Origin of the sequence: Streptomyces sp. NBRC 110611 (assembly GCF_001590865.1) — a bacterium.
Lineage (GTDB): Bacteria > Actinomycetota > Actinomycetes > Streptomycetales > Streptomycetaceae > Streptomyces.
Window position 1 is genome coordinate 769881 of the sequence record NZ_BBUY01000002.1, and the last position, 15350, is coordinate 785230.

General features: G+C 71.6%; 12 protein-coding genes. 6 read left to right on the top strand and 6 right to left on the bottom strand.

Going from position 1 to position 15350, the window contains the following annotated elements:
- Positions 1–21 precede the first annotated feature (21 nt).
- Together AZE13_RS07915 and AZE13_RS07920 are read left to right on the top strand one after the other, a co-directional pair.
- Positions 22–1107, top strand: coding sequence for a DUF3533 domain-containing protein (locus AZE13_RS07915; protein ID WP_066928332.1), 1086 nt, complete (start codon positions 22–24; stop codon positions 1105–1107).
- 456 nt (positions 1108–1563) lie between these two features.
- Complete coding sequence (locus AZE13_RS07920) at positions 1564–2004, top strand: subtilase-type protease inhibitor (RefSeq protein ID WP_066928333.1); 441 nt, start codon at positions 1564–1566, stop codon at positions 2002–2004.
- A gap of 166 nt (positions 2005–2170) precedes the next feature.
- On the opposite strand, the gene AZE13_RS07925 is transcribed toward AZE13_RS07920, so the two are convergent.
- The 3 genes from AZE13_RS07925 to AZE13_RS07935 all read right to left on the bottom strand — a co-directional run bounded on the left by AZE13_RS07925 (position 2171) and on the right by AZE13_RS07935 (position 5919).
- Positions 2171–3235 (bottom strand): S1 family peptidase, encoded by a 1065-nt coding sequence (locus tag AZE13_RS07925; RefSeq protein ID WP_066928334.1) that lies wholly within the window; start codon positions 3233–3235, stop codon positions 2171–2173.
- Between the two features lie 464 nt (positions 3236–3699).
- Entirely contained in the window at positions 3700–4686 is a 987-nt protein-coding gene (locus AZE13_RS07930; RefSeq protein ID WP_066928336.1) for a slipin family protein, read from the bottom strand.
- A 333-nt stretch (positions 4687–5019) separates the two neighbouring features.
- Positions 5020–5919 (bottom strand): S1 family peptidase, encoded by a 900-nt coding sequence (locus tag AZE13_RS07935; protein WP_066928338.1) that lies wholly within the window; start codon positions 5917–5919, stop codon positions 5020–5022.
- A gap of 484 nt (positions 5920–6403) precedes the next feature.
- On the opposite strand from AZE13_RS07935, the gene AZE13_RS07940 reads away from it, so the two are divergent.
- Entirely contained in the window at positions 6404–6856 is a 453-nt protein-coding gene (locus tag AZE13_RS07940; RefSeq protein WP_066928340.1) for a cell division protein SepF, read from the top strand.
- 84 nt (positions 6857–6940) lie between these two features.
- On the opposite strand, the gene AZE13_RS07945 is transcribed toward AZE13_RS07940, so the two are convergent.
- Together AZE13_RS07945 and AZE13_RS07950 are read right to left on the bottom strand one after the other, a co-directional pair.
- Entirely contained in the window at positions 6941–8146 is a 1206-nt protein-coding gene (locus AZE13_RS07945; protein WP_066928342.1) for an acyl-CoA dehydrogenase family protein, read from the bottom strand.
- 128 nt (positions 8147–8274) lie between these two features.
- Positions 8275–9930 (bottom strand): MFS transporter, encoded by a 1656-nt coding sequence (locus AZE13_RS07950; RefSeq protein WP_066928344.1) that lies wholly within the window; start codon positions 9928–9930, stop codon positions 8275–8277.
- A gap of 224 nt (positions 9931–10154) precedes the next feature.
- Between AZE13_RS07950 and AZE13_RS07955 the strand changes: the two genes are divergently transcribed.
- Both AZE13_RS07955 and AZE13_RS07960 read left to right on the top strand, forming a co-directional pair.
- Positions 10155–11348: a hypothetical protein gene (locus AZE13_RS07955; protein ID WP_066928346.1), complete on the top strand. Its 1194-nt coding sequence runs from the start codon at positions 10155–10157 to the stop codon at positions 11346–11348.
- Positions 11349–11690: 342 nt separating this feature from the next.
- Entirely contained in the window at positions 11691–12725 is a 1035-nt protein-coding gene (locus AZE13_RS07960; RefSeq protein WP_107288268.1) for a phosphatase PAP2 family protein, read from the top strand.
- 143 nt (positions 12726–12868) lie between these two features.
- Here AZE13_RS07960 and AZE13_RS07965 read toward each other — a convergent pair whose 3' ends face one another.
- Positions 12869–13084, bottom strand: a complete 216-nt coding sequence (locus AZE13_RS07965) for an I78 family peptidase inhibitor (protein WP_066928350.1) — start codon at positions 13082–13084, stop codon at positions 12869–12871.
- A 584-nt stretch (positions 13085–13668) separates the two neighbouring features.
- Here AZE13_RS07965 and ctaD point away from each other — a divergent pair.
- Positions 13669–15342 (top strand): cytochrome c oxidase subunit I, encoded by a 1674-nt coding sequence (gene ctaD, locus AZE13_RS07970; protein ID WP_066928352.1) that lies wholly within the window; start codon positions 13669–13671, stop codon positions 15340–15342.
- The last annotated feature ends 8 nt before the right edge of the window (positions 15343–15350 follow it).

Sequence of the window (15350 nt, forward strand, 5' to 3'; positions counted from 1 at the left end):
ACCTGCGACGAGGAGCGACCCATGGCCACGACGGACGACGGCGCCCGCACCACCTTCCTCGGGGAGGTGAAGAGCGCGGTGACCCCGCACGCCTCACTGCTGGTGCTCGGCGTCCTGGGCCTGATGGTCGCGTTCATCACGTCGTACACCGGCGCCTTCCACCAGCCGCGGCCGACCGACGTACCGCTCGGCGTGGTCGCCCCCGCGCCCGCCCGCGGACAGCTGGTGACCGAGCTGGACCGGCTGCCCGGCTCCCCCCTGGACCCGCGCCCGCTCGACTCCGAGCGGGCGGCGCGGCAGCAGATCGCCGACCGGGAGATCGACGGCGCCCTGATCGTCGATCCGCGCGGCAGCACCGACCGGCTGCTGGTGGCCAGTGGCGGCGGCGCCTCCCTCTCCCAGGCGGTCGAACTGGTCGTCCGTACGGCGGAGAAGGCCCGCAACCGCACCGTGCGCACCGTGGACGTGGCCCCCGCCGACCCGGGCGACAGCCGCAGCCTCTCGTCCTTCTACCTCGTCGTCGGCTGGTGCGTCGGCGGCTATCTGTGCGCCGCGATCCTCGCGATCAGCGCCGGGGCACGCCCCTCCAACACGCACCGGGCGGTCATCCGGCTGGCCGCGCTCGCCGCGTACGCGATCGCCGCCGGGCTGGCCGGCGCGATCGTCGTCGGACCGGTCCTGGGCGCGCTGCCCGGCTCCTTCCCCGCGCTGTGGGGCCTGGGCGCCCTGATCGTCTTCGCGGTCGGCGCCACCACCCTGGCCTGCCAGGCCCTGCTGGGCATCATCGGCATCGGCCTGGCGATCCTGCTGATCGTCATCCTCGGCAACCCGAGCGCGGGCGGCGCCTATCCGTACCCCTTGCTGCCGCCCTTCTGGCGGGAGATCGGCCCCGCGCTGCCGCCCGGCGCCGGCACCTGGGCGGCCCGCTCGCTCGCCTACTTCCACGGCAACGCGCTGACCTGCCCCCTTCTGGTGCTCTCCGCCTGGGCGGCGGGCGGCACGGCGCTCACCATGATCCTCTCGGCGTTCCGGAGGCAGGGGGACGGGGAGCAGGCGAACGGAAAGCCGGGGAACGGGAAGCAGGGGGACGGGAAGCCGGAGAACTGACGCAGGGGAACTGACGCAGGGGGACGGGACTTCGCCGGGAGGGGGCGGCGCCGCGCCGGGAGAGGGCGGGACTTTGCCGGTGTAAGGCGGGCCGGCGGCGGGCGTCTCTTACCCCGGCCTGCCGCCCGGGCCGGACGGAGGCCGCCTCCGGCCCTGCTCTTCGGCCAATCAGCGGAGATCGAAATCCTCCCGAACGACCGGTCGGCGGCCGGATTCCTACCTTCCGGGTCCGGACCTTTCTCGCCACCGGCATGGCCGGTACGGCATCCCGGCTGGCCGCACATGATTTCTCCCGGCCGCCCCGCACCGCCTGCGACGCGTTCCCGCCATTACCCTCAGCTCCCGCTCATCGACTCAAAGCAATCGCCCCGGTGCGAGATCCAGATGCTTTCGGGGTGCGGTTGGGCCAGACTCCCGTTCGGCATCTGCACCCGCAAACACAAAGGAGTGTTCGTCATGCGGTACATCACTGGGGCGATCGCGCTCGGTACGGCCCTGGTTCTCGGCGCCCTCGCCACCACCGCACAGGCCGTCGCCGCGCCGGCGCAGCCCGGGCGGTCCGGCGGGCTCTACGCGCCGACAGAACTGGTGCTGACCGTCGGTCAGGGCGAAAGCCGCGCGACCGCCACGGTGCAGCGTGCGGTGACGCTCAGCTGCGCGCCGACAGCCACCGGCAGCCACCCGGCCCCGAAGGCCGCCTGTACCCAACTACGCGCGGTATCAGGTGACTTCGACAAGGTGACCAACACGGTGTCGGAGCGCGTGTGCACCAAGGAGTGGGCGCCGATACTGGTCACCGCGGACGGCGTGTGGCAGGGCAAGCGAGTGTCGTACACGTACACCTTCGCCAACGCCTGCACGATGACCGGCGGCAGCGGCTCGGTCTTCCTGTTCTGACCGCGCCATGGCCGAGGTCTCCGGGCGGCGGACGGTCTCCGGGCATCGGACGGCGATGACCGAAGGCCCCCGCGTACCGCACCGGAGCACGGCACCGGCCCCCGGACGTCGCGCCCGTCCGGGGGCCGGTGTCACTCGTCATGCGCCGTACGCGTCGCCGGACTCGTCAGCCGATCTCCGCCCCGTAGGCCTGCAGGGCCTCCGGCACCGGCTGGAAGAAGGTCTCGCCGCCGCCGGAGCAGTCACCGCTGCCACCGGAGGTGAGGCCGAGCGCGGACTCGCCGTCGAAGAGCGCACCGCCGCTGTCACCGGGCTCGGCACAGACGTCGGTCTGGATCAGGCCCTCGACGGTGCCCTCCTGGTAGTTGACGGTGGCGTTGAGCGCCTTGACCGACCCGTCGTGCAGCTGGGTGGTGCTGCCGCTGCGCTGCACCTTCTCACCCACCGTGGCCTCCGCGGCCTTGGTGATCTTCTGAGGGCTGCCGCTGTAGGTGTTGACCTCGCTGGGGTGCGCGGTGTCGCCCGTGTACTTGGCGATGGCGTAGTCGTTACCGGGGAAGCTGGATTCCTCGGTGGTCGCGATCTCCTGGCCGCCCTGCTGGTCGGACCAGCTCTTGACGGCGTTGCCGCAGTGACCGGCGGTCAGGAAGTACGGCTGGCCGCCCTTGACGACGTTGAAGCCGAGCGAACAGCGGGCGCTGTCCCCCCAGATCGCGTCGCCGCCGGCGATGAAGCGCCTGAACTCGCCCTTGGTGCGGCGGAGTTCGGCCTTGTCGCCCAGGCTCCCCACGACCTTGGTCAGCCGGTCGAGCCGGTCGCCCTCGACCGTGCGGTCGGCGGTGACCACGACCTTGTTGGTCCGCGGGTCCATGCTCCAGGACGTACCGGGGATGGTCGCCTTCGCCTTCAGAGTCTGCCGGGCCGCGTCGAGCTGGGCCCGGGTGTGGTTGACGATCCGGGCCTCGGCGCCCTTCGCCCGTACGGTACGGGCCGCCGCCTCGTCGACGACGTTGACCACCAGTTTCCCGGCCCGGGCGTCGTAGAACGCGCCGGCCGTACCGGGGTCGAGCTGGGACGCCAGGGCCGTCGCCGCGGCCGGCGTCAGCCGGGCCGTCGTGGGGGCCGGAGCCGCGTGGGCGCTGGCGAGGGTGAGGGTTCCGGTGGCGGCGAGCGCGAGCGCCCCGGCGCCGGCTATCAGGACACGCCGCTTGGGTATACGTCGGTGCTTCAACTCAGAGCCTCCCGTGGGGGGAAGGGCCCAGGACTGTGGGGAGTCGCGCGGGCCCGGAGAGTGAGTGTTTCGGGACACGGACGAAAGCCGCCCCGTCAGCAGCGCCCGGGGAGTCGCGTCCATGCCAACGTGTGCTGTCGAGTATTCCCACCCGTCTCACTCGTGCACAAGACCGAATTCCGGTCTCACGTAAGGGACTTCACGCTATCCTCACAGGGCCACCACACCGATATCCGCGCACACCGGTTCTGAGTGCGGACATCAGAGGGCGTGCGGAGCGGCCGGGGCAGAGCGGTTTGTGACGACCGGAACCGTCCGGAACTGGCCGGAAAACGATGCGCCGTACGCACCCGCGGCGACGGGTACGTACGGCGAAGGACACGGTTGACGGCTTGGGCGCACGGCTTACGGCGCACGACTTACGGCTGAGGGACTCAGGGACCAGGGACTCAGCGGCCCACGGCTCAGGGCAGGTTCTCCACCTTCGGGAGCTCCTCCAGCGCCGGCAGCGGCTCGCTCCCGGCACCCTCGACGCGCGGCGCCTCGGCAGCGGGCCGCTCCTCGGCACCGGAATGCGCCTCGGCAGGCGGCTGCTCCTCGGCGGCGGCCGGCTCGCCGGAGTCCGCCGAGGCCCGCGTCAGCCGCTCCCGCGCGGCCGCCGCCTCGGCCAGTTCGGTCTGCGCCTTGGACTCCAGCCCGGAGCGCTCCAGGAACCGCAGCAGCTCCACGGGGAAGGGCAGGACCAGCGTGGAGTTCTTCTCGGCGGCGACCGCCACCACCGTCTGCAACAGCCGCAGTTGCAGCGCCGCGGGCTGGTCGGACATCGCCGCGGCGGCCTCGGCCAGCTTCTTCGACGCCTGGAGCTCGGCGTCGGCATTGATCACCCGGGCGCGCCGGTCCCGGGTCGCCTCCGCCTGGCGGGCCATCGACCGCTTCATGGTCTCCGGCAGCGAGACGTCCTTGATCTCGACCCGGTCGACGTTCACACCCCACCCGATGGCCGGGCTGTCGATCATCAGCGCCAGGCCCTGGTTGAGCTTCTCCCGGTTGGACAGCAGGTCGTCCAGCTCGCTCTTGCCGATGATCGACCGCAGTGAGGTCTGTGCCATCTGGGAGACCGCGAAGCGGTAGTCCTCGACGCGGATGATCGCGTCGGCGGCGTCCACGACCTTGAAATAGACCACCGCGTCGACCCGGACCGTGACGTTGTCACGGGTGATGCCTTCCTGCGCGGGTACCGGCACCGTGACGATCTGCATGTTGACCTTGTGCATCCGGTCGATGGCCGGAATGATCATGGTGAAGCCGGGCCCCCGCACCGCCGAGCGCAGCCGCCCCAGCCGGAGCACCACACCGCGTTCGTACTGCTTGACCACGCGGGCCGCCGCCATGAGGTACACGGCGCCGGCGAATCCCAGCCCCACCGCGGCCTGCACCAGTTCTTCGACCATCACGGCCCCCTGATGTGTGCCGTATGCCGTCCGAATGCCGTCCGAAACGGGCCGCTTCCCATGGTAATGCCCGGTCCGGAGAGGGGGCGAGGCTCGCGGCGGGCACGGCCCGGGCCCCGGTCCGGGGCCGGTTCCGGGTCCGGTTCCGGGTCCGGTTCCGGGTCCGGTTCCGGGTCCGGTTCCGGGTCCGGTTCCGGGTCCGGTTCCGGGTCCGGTTCCGGGTCCGGCGGAACGCGGGGCCACGCCCCGCCGGACCCGGACCCGGGGTGCCGGCGGGACGTCCGTACACAGATCAGCCGGTCGGCGCCGGCAGTGCCGGTGGAGCCGGCAGCGTCAGTAGACGCTCACGCCGTACCGGTCGAGCGCCTCGGTGACGGGCTGGAAGAAGGTGGTGCCGCCGGACCTGCAGTCGCCGCTGCCGCCGGAGGTGAGGCCCAGCGCCGTGGTCCCCGAGTAGAGGGGGCCGCCGCTGTCGCCGGGTTCGGCGCAGACGGTGGTCTGGATGAGTCCGCGGACGATGTCGCCGTTGCCGTAGTTGACGGTGGCGTTCAGGCCGGTGACCCGGCCGCTGTGGGTACCGGTGGTGGAGCCGCGGCGGGTGACGTTCTGGCCGACGCTCGGGGTGGCGGCGCTGGTGATGTCCTGGCTGCCGACGGTGCCCGGATGGTCGGTCGAGCCGGTGTACTGGACGATGCCGTAGTCGTCGCCCGGGAAGCTGCTGCCGACGGTCCTGCCGAGCGAGCTCCCGGAGCTGGTGGTCCAGGGCGGGCTGCCGTCGGTGCAGTGACCGGCCGTCAGGAAGTAATAGGTGTCGCCCTTGCGGACGTTGAAGCCCAGTGAGCAGCGCCAGCTGGGGGCGTGGATGGGGTCGCCGCCGGAGATGTACTTGCGGAGGGTGCCCGCGGTCCGTTCGATGCGGATCGCGGCGGCGTTGCCGCCCGCGGCCCGCCGGATCCTGGCGATCTCCTCCTGGCTGACGGTGCGGTCGGCGGTGACGACCAGGGTGCGGGTGGCGTCGTCGACCCGCCAGGCGGTACCGGCGACGTCCGCGGCGCGTACCGCGTCACCGGCGGCCGACAGCCGGTCCGCGCCGAACTGCTGCGCGGGGGCGGGGTTCTGGGCACCGGCCGCGGGGACGGCGAGGGCCCCGATGGCCACTATTCCGGACGCGACGGCGAGCAGCCGGACGCGTCTGGGGACGCCACTGCGGGGGGTGGTGCGCTCGTTCCTCACTGATTCCTCCGAGGGGATCGGGGGCCGCGGGTGAGCGGCCCGGTGAGGCGCAGCCGAAGGGCACGGAAATCCGCACATTTGTTTTTGCGTGCCCCTGACAAGCGCGCTGAGCGGAGTTTCGGGTGCGGCACCCCCGGGGCGCAAGAGGTCGTCACGTACGTATCGCGCGGACACCCCCGGCACCCGGCACCCCTCGGCACCCCCGGCATCCCCCGGCACCTCCCCGGACACCCCCCCCGCACCGGCGCCGGTAGCGGCACCGGCACGGACAGCGACCCCGGAATCGGTACCGAATGTGATCGGCTTCGCACGCTTCGTATCGTCAGTTGCCTTGTGGGGCGCGGAAGGTGCTGGTGTGCCACCCTCTTTGCACCAGATGTGTCACGAACCCCCCGTGCGGCGGCTATCCACTTGGCACACCCTCGGCCTCATGGACGACGATAGGGGGCGTACACACAGACACCGCGGGTGAGAGGAGGCGTCAATGGGATCGGTACGCAAGGCGAGCGCCTGGCTTGGCCTCGTCGACGACAGTGACGACGAGCGCTACTACGACGACGACTACGCCGAGGGACCCGGTGCCGGTGGCCAGGGCGGCAGCAATCCCTGGGTGACCGACCCGCGGGTCCGGGTCGCCGACGAAACCGCCCAGGACCAGGGCACCCGCATCGCCACGGTCACTCCGGAGAGCTTCCGGGACGCCCGCGGCATCGGCGAGCTGTTCCGGGACGGCGTCCCGGTGATCGTCAACCTGACGTCCATGGAACCCGCCGACGCCAAGCGGGTGGTGGATTTCGCGGCCGGTCTGACCTTCGGCCTGCGCGGGTCGATCGAACGGGTCGCCACCCGCGTGTTCCTGCTCACCCCCGCCGACTACCAGGTGTTCAGCGGCGAGAGCCGCGGCCACCGCAACGGGGGCTTCTTCAACCAGAGTTGAGCACGGGGCGAGATCCTTCGGCCGGAGGCCGGAGGACCGGGGGCCGGAGGACCAGGGGTCGGGGCCGGGGAGCCGGGGGGCCGTCTACCGGAAGGCGTCCAGCCCGGTGAGCGCCTTGCCGAGCACCAGCTGGTGCATCTCGACGGTGCCCTCGTAGGTGAGCACCGATTCGAGGTTCGTCGCATGCCGCATCACGGGGTACTCCAGCGAGATCCCGTTGGCGCCGAGAATCGTCCGGGCCGTGCGGCAGATCTCGATCGCCTCCCGTACGTTGTTCAGCTTGCCGAAGCTGACCTGCTCGGGGCGCAGCCGCCCCGCGTCCATCCGCCGCCCCAGATGGTGGGCGAGCAGGATGCCCTTGTGCAGTTCGACGGCCATGTCGGCGAGCTTGGCCTGGGTGAGCTGGAAGCCGCCGATGGGGCGGCCGAACTGTTCGCGGGTCCGCGCGTACTCCAGCGCCGACTCGAAGGCGGCGCGCGCCGCGCCCATGGAGCCCCAGACGATGCCGTAGCGGGCGTGGCTCAGACAGCTGAGCGGGCCGCGCAGGCCGGTGGCACCGGGGAGCACCGCATCGGCCGGCAGCCGTACGTCGTCCATGACGAGTTCGCTGGTCACCGAGGCGCGCAGGGACCATTTGTGCTTGATCTCGGGGGCCGAGAACCCCGGAGAGCCGGTGGGGACGGCGAAGCCTCGGATGCCCTCGTCCGTACGGGCCCAGACCACCGCCACCCCGGCCACCGAGCCGTTGGTGATCCACATCTTGCGGCCGTTGAGCACCCAGTCCGAGCCGTCCCGCTTGGCGTAGGTCCGCATCCCGGCGGGGTCCGAGCCATGGTCCGGCTCGGTCAGCCCGAAGCAGCCGATGACCTCGCCGGCCGCCATCGCGGGCAGCCACCGCTGCTTCTGCTCCTCGGAGCCGAAGCGCCAGATCGCGTACATGGCGAGCGACCCCTGGACGGAGACCAGCGAGCGGATACCGGAGTCGGCGGCCTCCAGTTCCAGGCAGGCCAGGCCGTACTGGACGGCGGAGGCGCCGGCACAGCCGTATCCGGTGAGGGACATGCCGAGCGCGCCGATCGAGCCGAGTTCGCGGGTGAGTTCGCGGAGGGCGGGCAGCTCGCCGGCCTCGTACCACTCGGCGATATGCGGCAGGACGCGGTCGGCGGCCCACTGGCGGAGGGTGTCGCGGACCGCGCGGTCCTCGTCGGTGAGCAGATCGTCGGTGCCCAGCGGGTCGCCGGGGTCGAACGGCGGGAGCGTCGGGGAAGCTGAGGACGGCGTGGCGGACATGGCGGGCCTCCGGCGGGTCAGCGCTCGCAACAAAAACTAGCAGTGGTAGTTACGTGCGTCCGACGGTACGGCCCGGGGTGCCGCGCGGCAAGGGTCACCGCCGCGCGGCGCTCCCGCGTCCGTGCGGCTCAGGGGCGGGAGCAGGAGCTCGCCGGGGCGGGCTCGCCGCCGGCCGGTCCGGCGCCCGGCGCGGCGCTCCCGCCGGTGGCGGGCTCGCCCTCGGCGCGCTCCGTGGACTCCGCGGCCCGGCGCGGCAGCCGCAGCGCGATCGCCGCGCCGACCAGCAGCAGGACGGCGCTGGAGATCAGGGTGATGTGCAGCCCGCGGACGAAAGAGTCACGGGCAGCCTCCCGCAGCACGTCCCGGGCGGCGCCGTGCAGGCCGGCGGCCACTTTGTAGGCCTCGCCGAGCGAGTGCGCGGCCGCTTCGGAGGCCCTGGCGGGGACCCCGGCGACCTGCGCCAGACCGGGCGCGTAGGCGGCGTTCATGACGCTGCCGAGCAGGGCGACGCCGATGCCGGCACCGAGCTGGTAGGAGGTCTCGCCGAGGGCGGCGGCGCCGCCGGACTGCTCCGCGGGGGCCTCGCTGAGCATCGACTCGTACGCGCCGAACAGCGTGGACTGGAAGCCGAAGCCGAGCAGGACGAAACCGCCGGCCAGCAGCCAGGGCTGGTCGTGGTCGCTCATCGCGGTCAGGGTGAGCACCGCGATGGCGGTCAGCACGAAACCGAGCGAGACCATGGCGCGCGGGCCGAGGACGTGCAGCATCTTCGAGCCGGTGAGCCCGGCGGCCATCGCCGAGAAGACCAGCGGCAGCATCCGCACGCCGGTCTGCAGCGGGCTGAGCCCCAGGACGAGCTGGAGGTACTGGACGGCGATCAGCTGGAGGCCCACCAGGGCGAGCATGGCCAGCACGATGCAGCCGACGGAGGTGCCGAAGGCGGGGCGGGCGAACAGCCGCATATCGATCAGCGGGTGCGCGCGCCGGCGCTGGCGGCGTACGAAGACGATCAGCAGGACGGTACCGAGGACGATGGGGAGCAGCGTGGTCGGGCCGATCACCGCGGCGCCGCTGCCGATCCGCTTGACGCCCAGGACGATGCCCAGCACACCGAGCGAGGCGACGACCGCGCCGGTCACGTCCCAGGGGCCGTTGCGCTCACCGCGCGACTCCGGCAGCAGCCAGCGCCCCACCAGCAGCATCACGGTCATCATCGGGATGTTGATCAGGAAGACCGAGCCCCACCAGAAGTTCTCGACGAGGAAGCCGCCGAGGACCGGGCCGACCGCCGCGCCGACCGCGGCCACCGCGCTCCACACACCGATGGCGACCGCGCGCTCCCGCCGGTCGGGGAAGACCTGGCGCAGAATCGACAGCGTCGCGGGCATGATCATCGCGCCGCCGATGCCGAGCAGGGCCCGGGCGACCATCAGGATCTGGGGGTTGGGCGCGAGCGCCGCGATGGCCGAGGCCAGACCGAACAGGCCGTAGCCGAGGAGGAGGACCCGGCGGCGGCCGACGCGGTCGCCGAGGGTGCCGAAGAGGATCAGCAGCGACGCCGCGATCAGCGGATAGACGTCGACGATCCAGAGCAGCTCCACCGGTCCCGGCCGCAGGTCCTCGGTGACCGAGGGCACGGCGACGTACAGGATCGTGGTGTCCAGCGCGACGAAGAGCAGGCTGACGCAGAGCACGATCAGCACGGTCCAGCGGTTCGCACCGCCGCCTGAAAGCCGGGCAACACCAGCCGTCCGTTCACTGCCGGACGCGGTCGTCCCGGACATGCAGCACCTCCAGTCATGCTCTCGCGGCCACGGATCAGGGCGCGAAAAAACGCCCCGGTCGAACCGGTGGCACGGGCGAGTTTGAGTCGTCAGACTACGCGAGTCCCCGGGAGGCCCGCGTGGCTCACCTCACGATGAGACGCGCATCGCAGCGTCGTACGTTCCCGCGCCCCGAGGCGTCCGGCGTTCTTCGGCCACCTGGTCCATCGTCGATAATCGTCCGGATGAACGATCTTGTCCCGGCCTCCGTCACCGGCCGGCCGGCGCCCGGCGGCTCCGCCGCGGGGGCCGCGCTGCGCCGTGCCGCCCCCGCCCTGGCGGCGTACGCGGCGATCCGGCTGCTCGGCCTCGTGGTCCTCGCCGTATGGTCCGCCGCCGGGGGCAAGGACTGGCACACGCTGCTGACCGCCCGCTGGGACTCGCTCTGGTACAGCCGGATCGCCGAGCAGGGCTACGGCCACGCGGTGGCGCTGCCCAACGGCGATATCCACTCCGACCTGGCGTTCTTTCCGCTGCTGCCGTGGCTGGAGCGGGGGCTGTCGGCGTTCTCGCCGCTGTCCCCCGCCGACGCGGGGATGGCGGTGGCCTGGCTGTCGTCGCTGGCGGCGGCGTGGGCGCTGTACGCGACCGGTGAGCGGCTGCACGGGCCACGGGCCGGGGTGGCGCTGGCGGCGCTGTGGGCCGCGCTGCCGGTCGGAATCGTGCAGTCGATGGCCTATTCCGAGTCGCTGTTCACCGCGCTCGCGGCCTGGGCCGGGTACGCCGTACTCAGCGGGCGCTGGGTGTGGGCGGGGGCGCTGGCCGCGCTGGCCGGGCTGACCCGGCCGGTGGGGGCGGCGGTGGTCGCGGCGGTGTGGATCACCGCGGCGGTGACGCTGTGGCGCGAGCGGGCCGGCGGCGTACCGCTGCGGGCGGCGCTCCGCGCGCGCCCCGGGATGGCGGCCGGTGCGCTGCTGGCGCCGCTCGGCTGGTGCGGCTACTTCCTGTGGGTGGCGGTGCGGCAGGGCTCGCCGACCGGATATCTGGACGTCCAGGGCGGCTGGGGCAACGGCTTCGACGGCGGTCTGGCGTTCGCCGGGTTCCTCCGGGACCAGCTGTCGGGGCCCGGGTTCGCGGCCGGGCTGGGGCTGCTGGCCGGCGTCGGACTGGTGATCTGGCTGTACGTCCACGGCGTACGGCGGGGGCAGCCGCTGCCGCTGGCGGTCTACGGCGGGGTGGTGCTGCTGCTCGCGCTCACCGCCAAGGGCTACTTCGGGTCCAAGCCCCGGCTGATGCTGCCGGCCTATCCGCTGCTACTGCCGCCGGCGGCGGCGCTCGCGCGGTGGCGCCCGGTGTGGTCCGGGCTGGTCATCGGGCTGCTGGCGGTGGGCTCCGCGGTCTACGGCGCGTTCTGGCTGAACGGTTCGGGCCCGCCGTGATCGCCGGCTCCGGCCCGCCATGATCACCGGTTCCGGCCCGTCATGATCATCTTCCGGTCGGCGGGAAGGCGGGGGAACGAATGATCCCCTGCCACCCCGCCCGCCTCCGGGGAAACACCGGACGACACCCGGACGAAGGAAAGATAAACTCCGCCGGCGAAAAACCGATAAGGCGCTGAGCGTGACGACACGCGGAGGGTTCGACGGGATTGAGAATCACCGTGAATTCCCTTTCAAATCCCCGCCCCGCCGCCTCGTTTGAGACCTATTCCACATCACATCGTCATTACAAAGCGCACGGTTTGGCCAGGTGCCTACATCACACGCGGTAACGTCGATTGAGTGCGTACCGATGAGAAGCTCGACCAGATGGAGGAGCGCCCGACCGATCGCGCCCGGCCACCTCGTATGACCCGGACCCGCCAATGGCTGTTCGGCGGCACGCTGGCGGTGTACGCGGCGATCGTGATCGGCGTGCTGACCAGTTCCTGGCTGGTCGCCTTCGACTGGCAGGTCATGTTCTTCCGGCCGTACAAGCAGTGGCCGGCGATCCATGCCTTCCTCGACTACTTCGTGGTGCTCGGTCAGCGCGGGCCGACCGCGGTGGCGGTGGCGGCCTGGCTGGGCTGGCGCTGCTGGCGGCAGCGCAACCTCCACCCGCTGCTGGTGCTCGGCGCCTCGCTGCTGCTGCTGAACGTCACCGTGGGCGCCGCCAAGCTCGGCATGGGCCGGCTCGGCCCGCACTACGCGACCTCCGTCGGCTCCACCGAGATGTGGCTCGGCGGCGATATATTCCCCTCCGGCCACACCGCGAACGCCGTGGTCACCTGGGGTGTGCTGGCCTATCTGGCGACCACGTCGCTGCGCCGCCGCACGTTGTCGGTGTTCGCCGCGGTGGGTGCGCTGGGCGTCGGTATGACGACCGTCTACCTCGGTACGCACTGGGTCAGCGATGTGCTGCTCGGCTGGGCCGCGGGCCTGCTGGTCCTGCTGGCGATGCCGTGGCTGGAGCCCGGCGTCACCTGGGTGGAGGACCGTCTCATGGGCATCATCCTGCGGCTCTGGCTGCGGCTGCGCCCCGATTCGCTGCGCGGTCCGCTGCCGGCCGGTCCGCTGGCCCCCGGAGTGTCCCCGCAGCGCATCTCCCCCGACGGCGAGGTACTGGTACGCGAGACGATCGGCGCGGGATCGGGCGCCCGCTCCGCGAGCCGCCCCCCGGACGGCTGGCCGCACCACCCGACGCGCCCGTACACGATCCGGTCCGAGCGCACGCCGGTCACCCCGGCGGGCAGCCGCCGGCCGCCGCACGCGGACCGCTTCCCGCGCACCACGCCGCTGAGCCCGTCCTCCGGACGCGGCCGCAACGGAAGCGGCTGACCCGCCCCTTTCCCCGACCCCGGTCCGCGGGGCCGGGCCGGTACGCACACCCCGCCCCGCGGCGAAGGCCCCGGCCGCCCCTCCTGAACCGGAGGGCGTCCGGGGCCTTCGCCGTTCCGGCGGGTTCCGTCAGGAGGAGTGCCCTAGCCGGGCCAGCAGCGGTGCACCGTGCCGTCCTCGACCTCGAAGTTGAGCCGCCCGGCGAGGAACTCCATCGTGACGACCGTGCCCGGCGCGAGCGAGCGGACGGTGGTCCAGCCCCGCGACCGGGCTCGCTCCTCGGCGTCCTGCCGGCCGAGGCCGACATACGCCTCGATGTCGTCGTCAGGGTTCTCCGGGAGGGTCGGTAGATCAGCCATGACAGCCACCGTAGGCGCCCTGATCGGCTCGCGGAAGCCCGGCCCTCGCACACCTCGATGACTTTCCGGTCCGGCGATGGTCACACTTGTGTTACAGCTATCGGTCCTGCGTTTGCCGGAAGTTCCGTCACCCGTACGCGCCGGATCACACCGCGACCGGGTGGAAAACAAAGCCGCCGGAATTGCACCGTGATCAATTACGCAACGGAGTACGGGCACTTCCGGGAAGGCGGCGAAGCCACCGGAATACGACCCTCGGGACGGCACCGGATTCCCGCGGCCCGGCGTCTTTTATCGGACGTCCGAAAATAAGCCAACGGGACACCGTCCACACACATTTCCCGCACATTCCCGGCCACCGGAACAGCGCTTCTCCATGGCGCGTCCGCCCCCGTGACTTCCCGGCCCGGCCCGCCCCGCACGGCCTCCCCGCCCGGCCCGCACCGGCCTTCCGGATCCCACCGGAACGGACCGGAGCGCCCCCTCGCGCCGCGCTCCACCCCCGGGGATCATGCCGCCGAGTACCCCTTCCGGTACCCCTGGGACACCCCTTCGACACCCCTTCGACGGACAAGGCGCAGCGGATGGCTACGGACACCGGCCGGGCAAGCGGCCCGCGCCCCACGGCGCGCCGCCGCGGGGCGGTGGTCGTCGACTGGCTGACCACGACCGACCACAAGAAGATCGGTCACCTCTACCTGATCACCTCGTTCGGCTTCTTCCTGGTGGGCGGCGTGCTGGCGCTGGTGATGCGCGCCGAGCTGGCCCGTCCGGGGCTGCAGCTGATCAACGCCGAGCAGTACAACCAGGCGTTCACCATGCACGGCACGATCATGCTGCTGCTGTTCGCCACCCCCGCCTTCTCCGGCTTCGCCAACGAGATCGTGCCGCTGCAGATCGGCGCGCCCGATGTGGCCTTCCCGCGGCTGAACATGCTCTCGTACTGGCTCTACCTCTTCGGCGGGCTGATCGTGCTGGGCAGCTTCCTCACCCACACCGGCGGCGCGGCGTTCGGGTGGACGGCCTACGCGCCGCTGAACTCCCAGGTCCGCTCGCCCGGCCTCGGCATCGACCTGTGGATCATGGGGCTGGCGCTGTCCGGCTTCGGCACCATCCTCGCCTCGGTCAACTTCATCGCCACGATCGCCGTGATGCGGGCGCCCGGCATGACGATGTTCCGGATGCCGGTGTTCACCTGGAACACCCTCTTCACCTCGGTCCTGGTCCTGATGGCCTTCCCGGTCCTGGCGGCCACGCTGCTGGTGCTGGAGGCGGACCGGCGGTTCGGTGCGGTGGTGTTCGAGGCGCAGTGGGGCGGTGCGCTGCTGTGGCAGCACCTGTTCTGGTTCTTCGGCCACCCCGAGGTCTACATCATCGCGCTGCCGTTCTTCGGCATCATCACGGAGATCATCCCGGTCTTCTCCCGCAAGCCGGTCTTCGGCTACCCCATGCTGATCGGCGCGACGATGGCCATCACGGCGCTGTCGGTCATGGTCTGGGCCCACCACATGTTCGTGACCGGCGCGGTGCTGCTGCCGTTCTTCTCCCTGCTGTCGTTCCTGATCGCGGCGCCGACCGGGGTGAAGTTCTTCAACTGGATCGGCACCATGTGGAACGGCTCGCTGTCCTTCGAGACGCCGATGCTGTGGTCGGCCGGCTTCCTGGTGACGTTCCTGTTCGGCGGCCTGACCGGCGTCATCCTGGCCTCACCGCCGATGGACTTCCAGGTCACCGACTCGTACTTCGTCGTCGGCCACTTCCACTACGTCGTCTTCGGGACGGTCGCCTTCGCCACCTACGCCGGCTTCTACTTCTGGTGGCCGAAGTTCACCGGCAGGATGCTCGACGAACGGCTGGGCCGGATCCACTTCTGGACGATGTTCACCGGCTTCCAGACCACCTTCCTCGTCCATCACTGGCTGGGCGTGGGCGGTATGCCGCGCCGCTACGCCGACTACCTGGCCGCCGACGGCTTCACCGCCCTCAACACCGTCTCCACCGTCGGCGCCTTCCTGCTGGGCCTGTCCACCCTGCCGTTCCTCTACAACGTCTGGAAGACCACGCGGTACGGCACCAGGGTCGGCCGGGACGACCCCTGGGGCTTCGGCCGTTCCCTGGAGTGGGCGACCTCCTCGCCGCCGCCCCGGCACAACTTCACCTCGCTCCCCAGGATCCGCTCCGAGTCCCCGGCGTTCGACCTGCACCACCCGGAGATGACGGGACAGCCGGCACCGGCGCCCGGGGCGGCCGGTCCCTGATCCGCCTC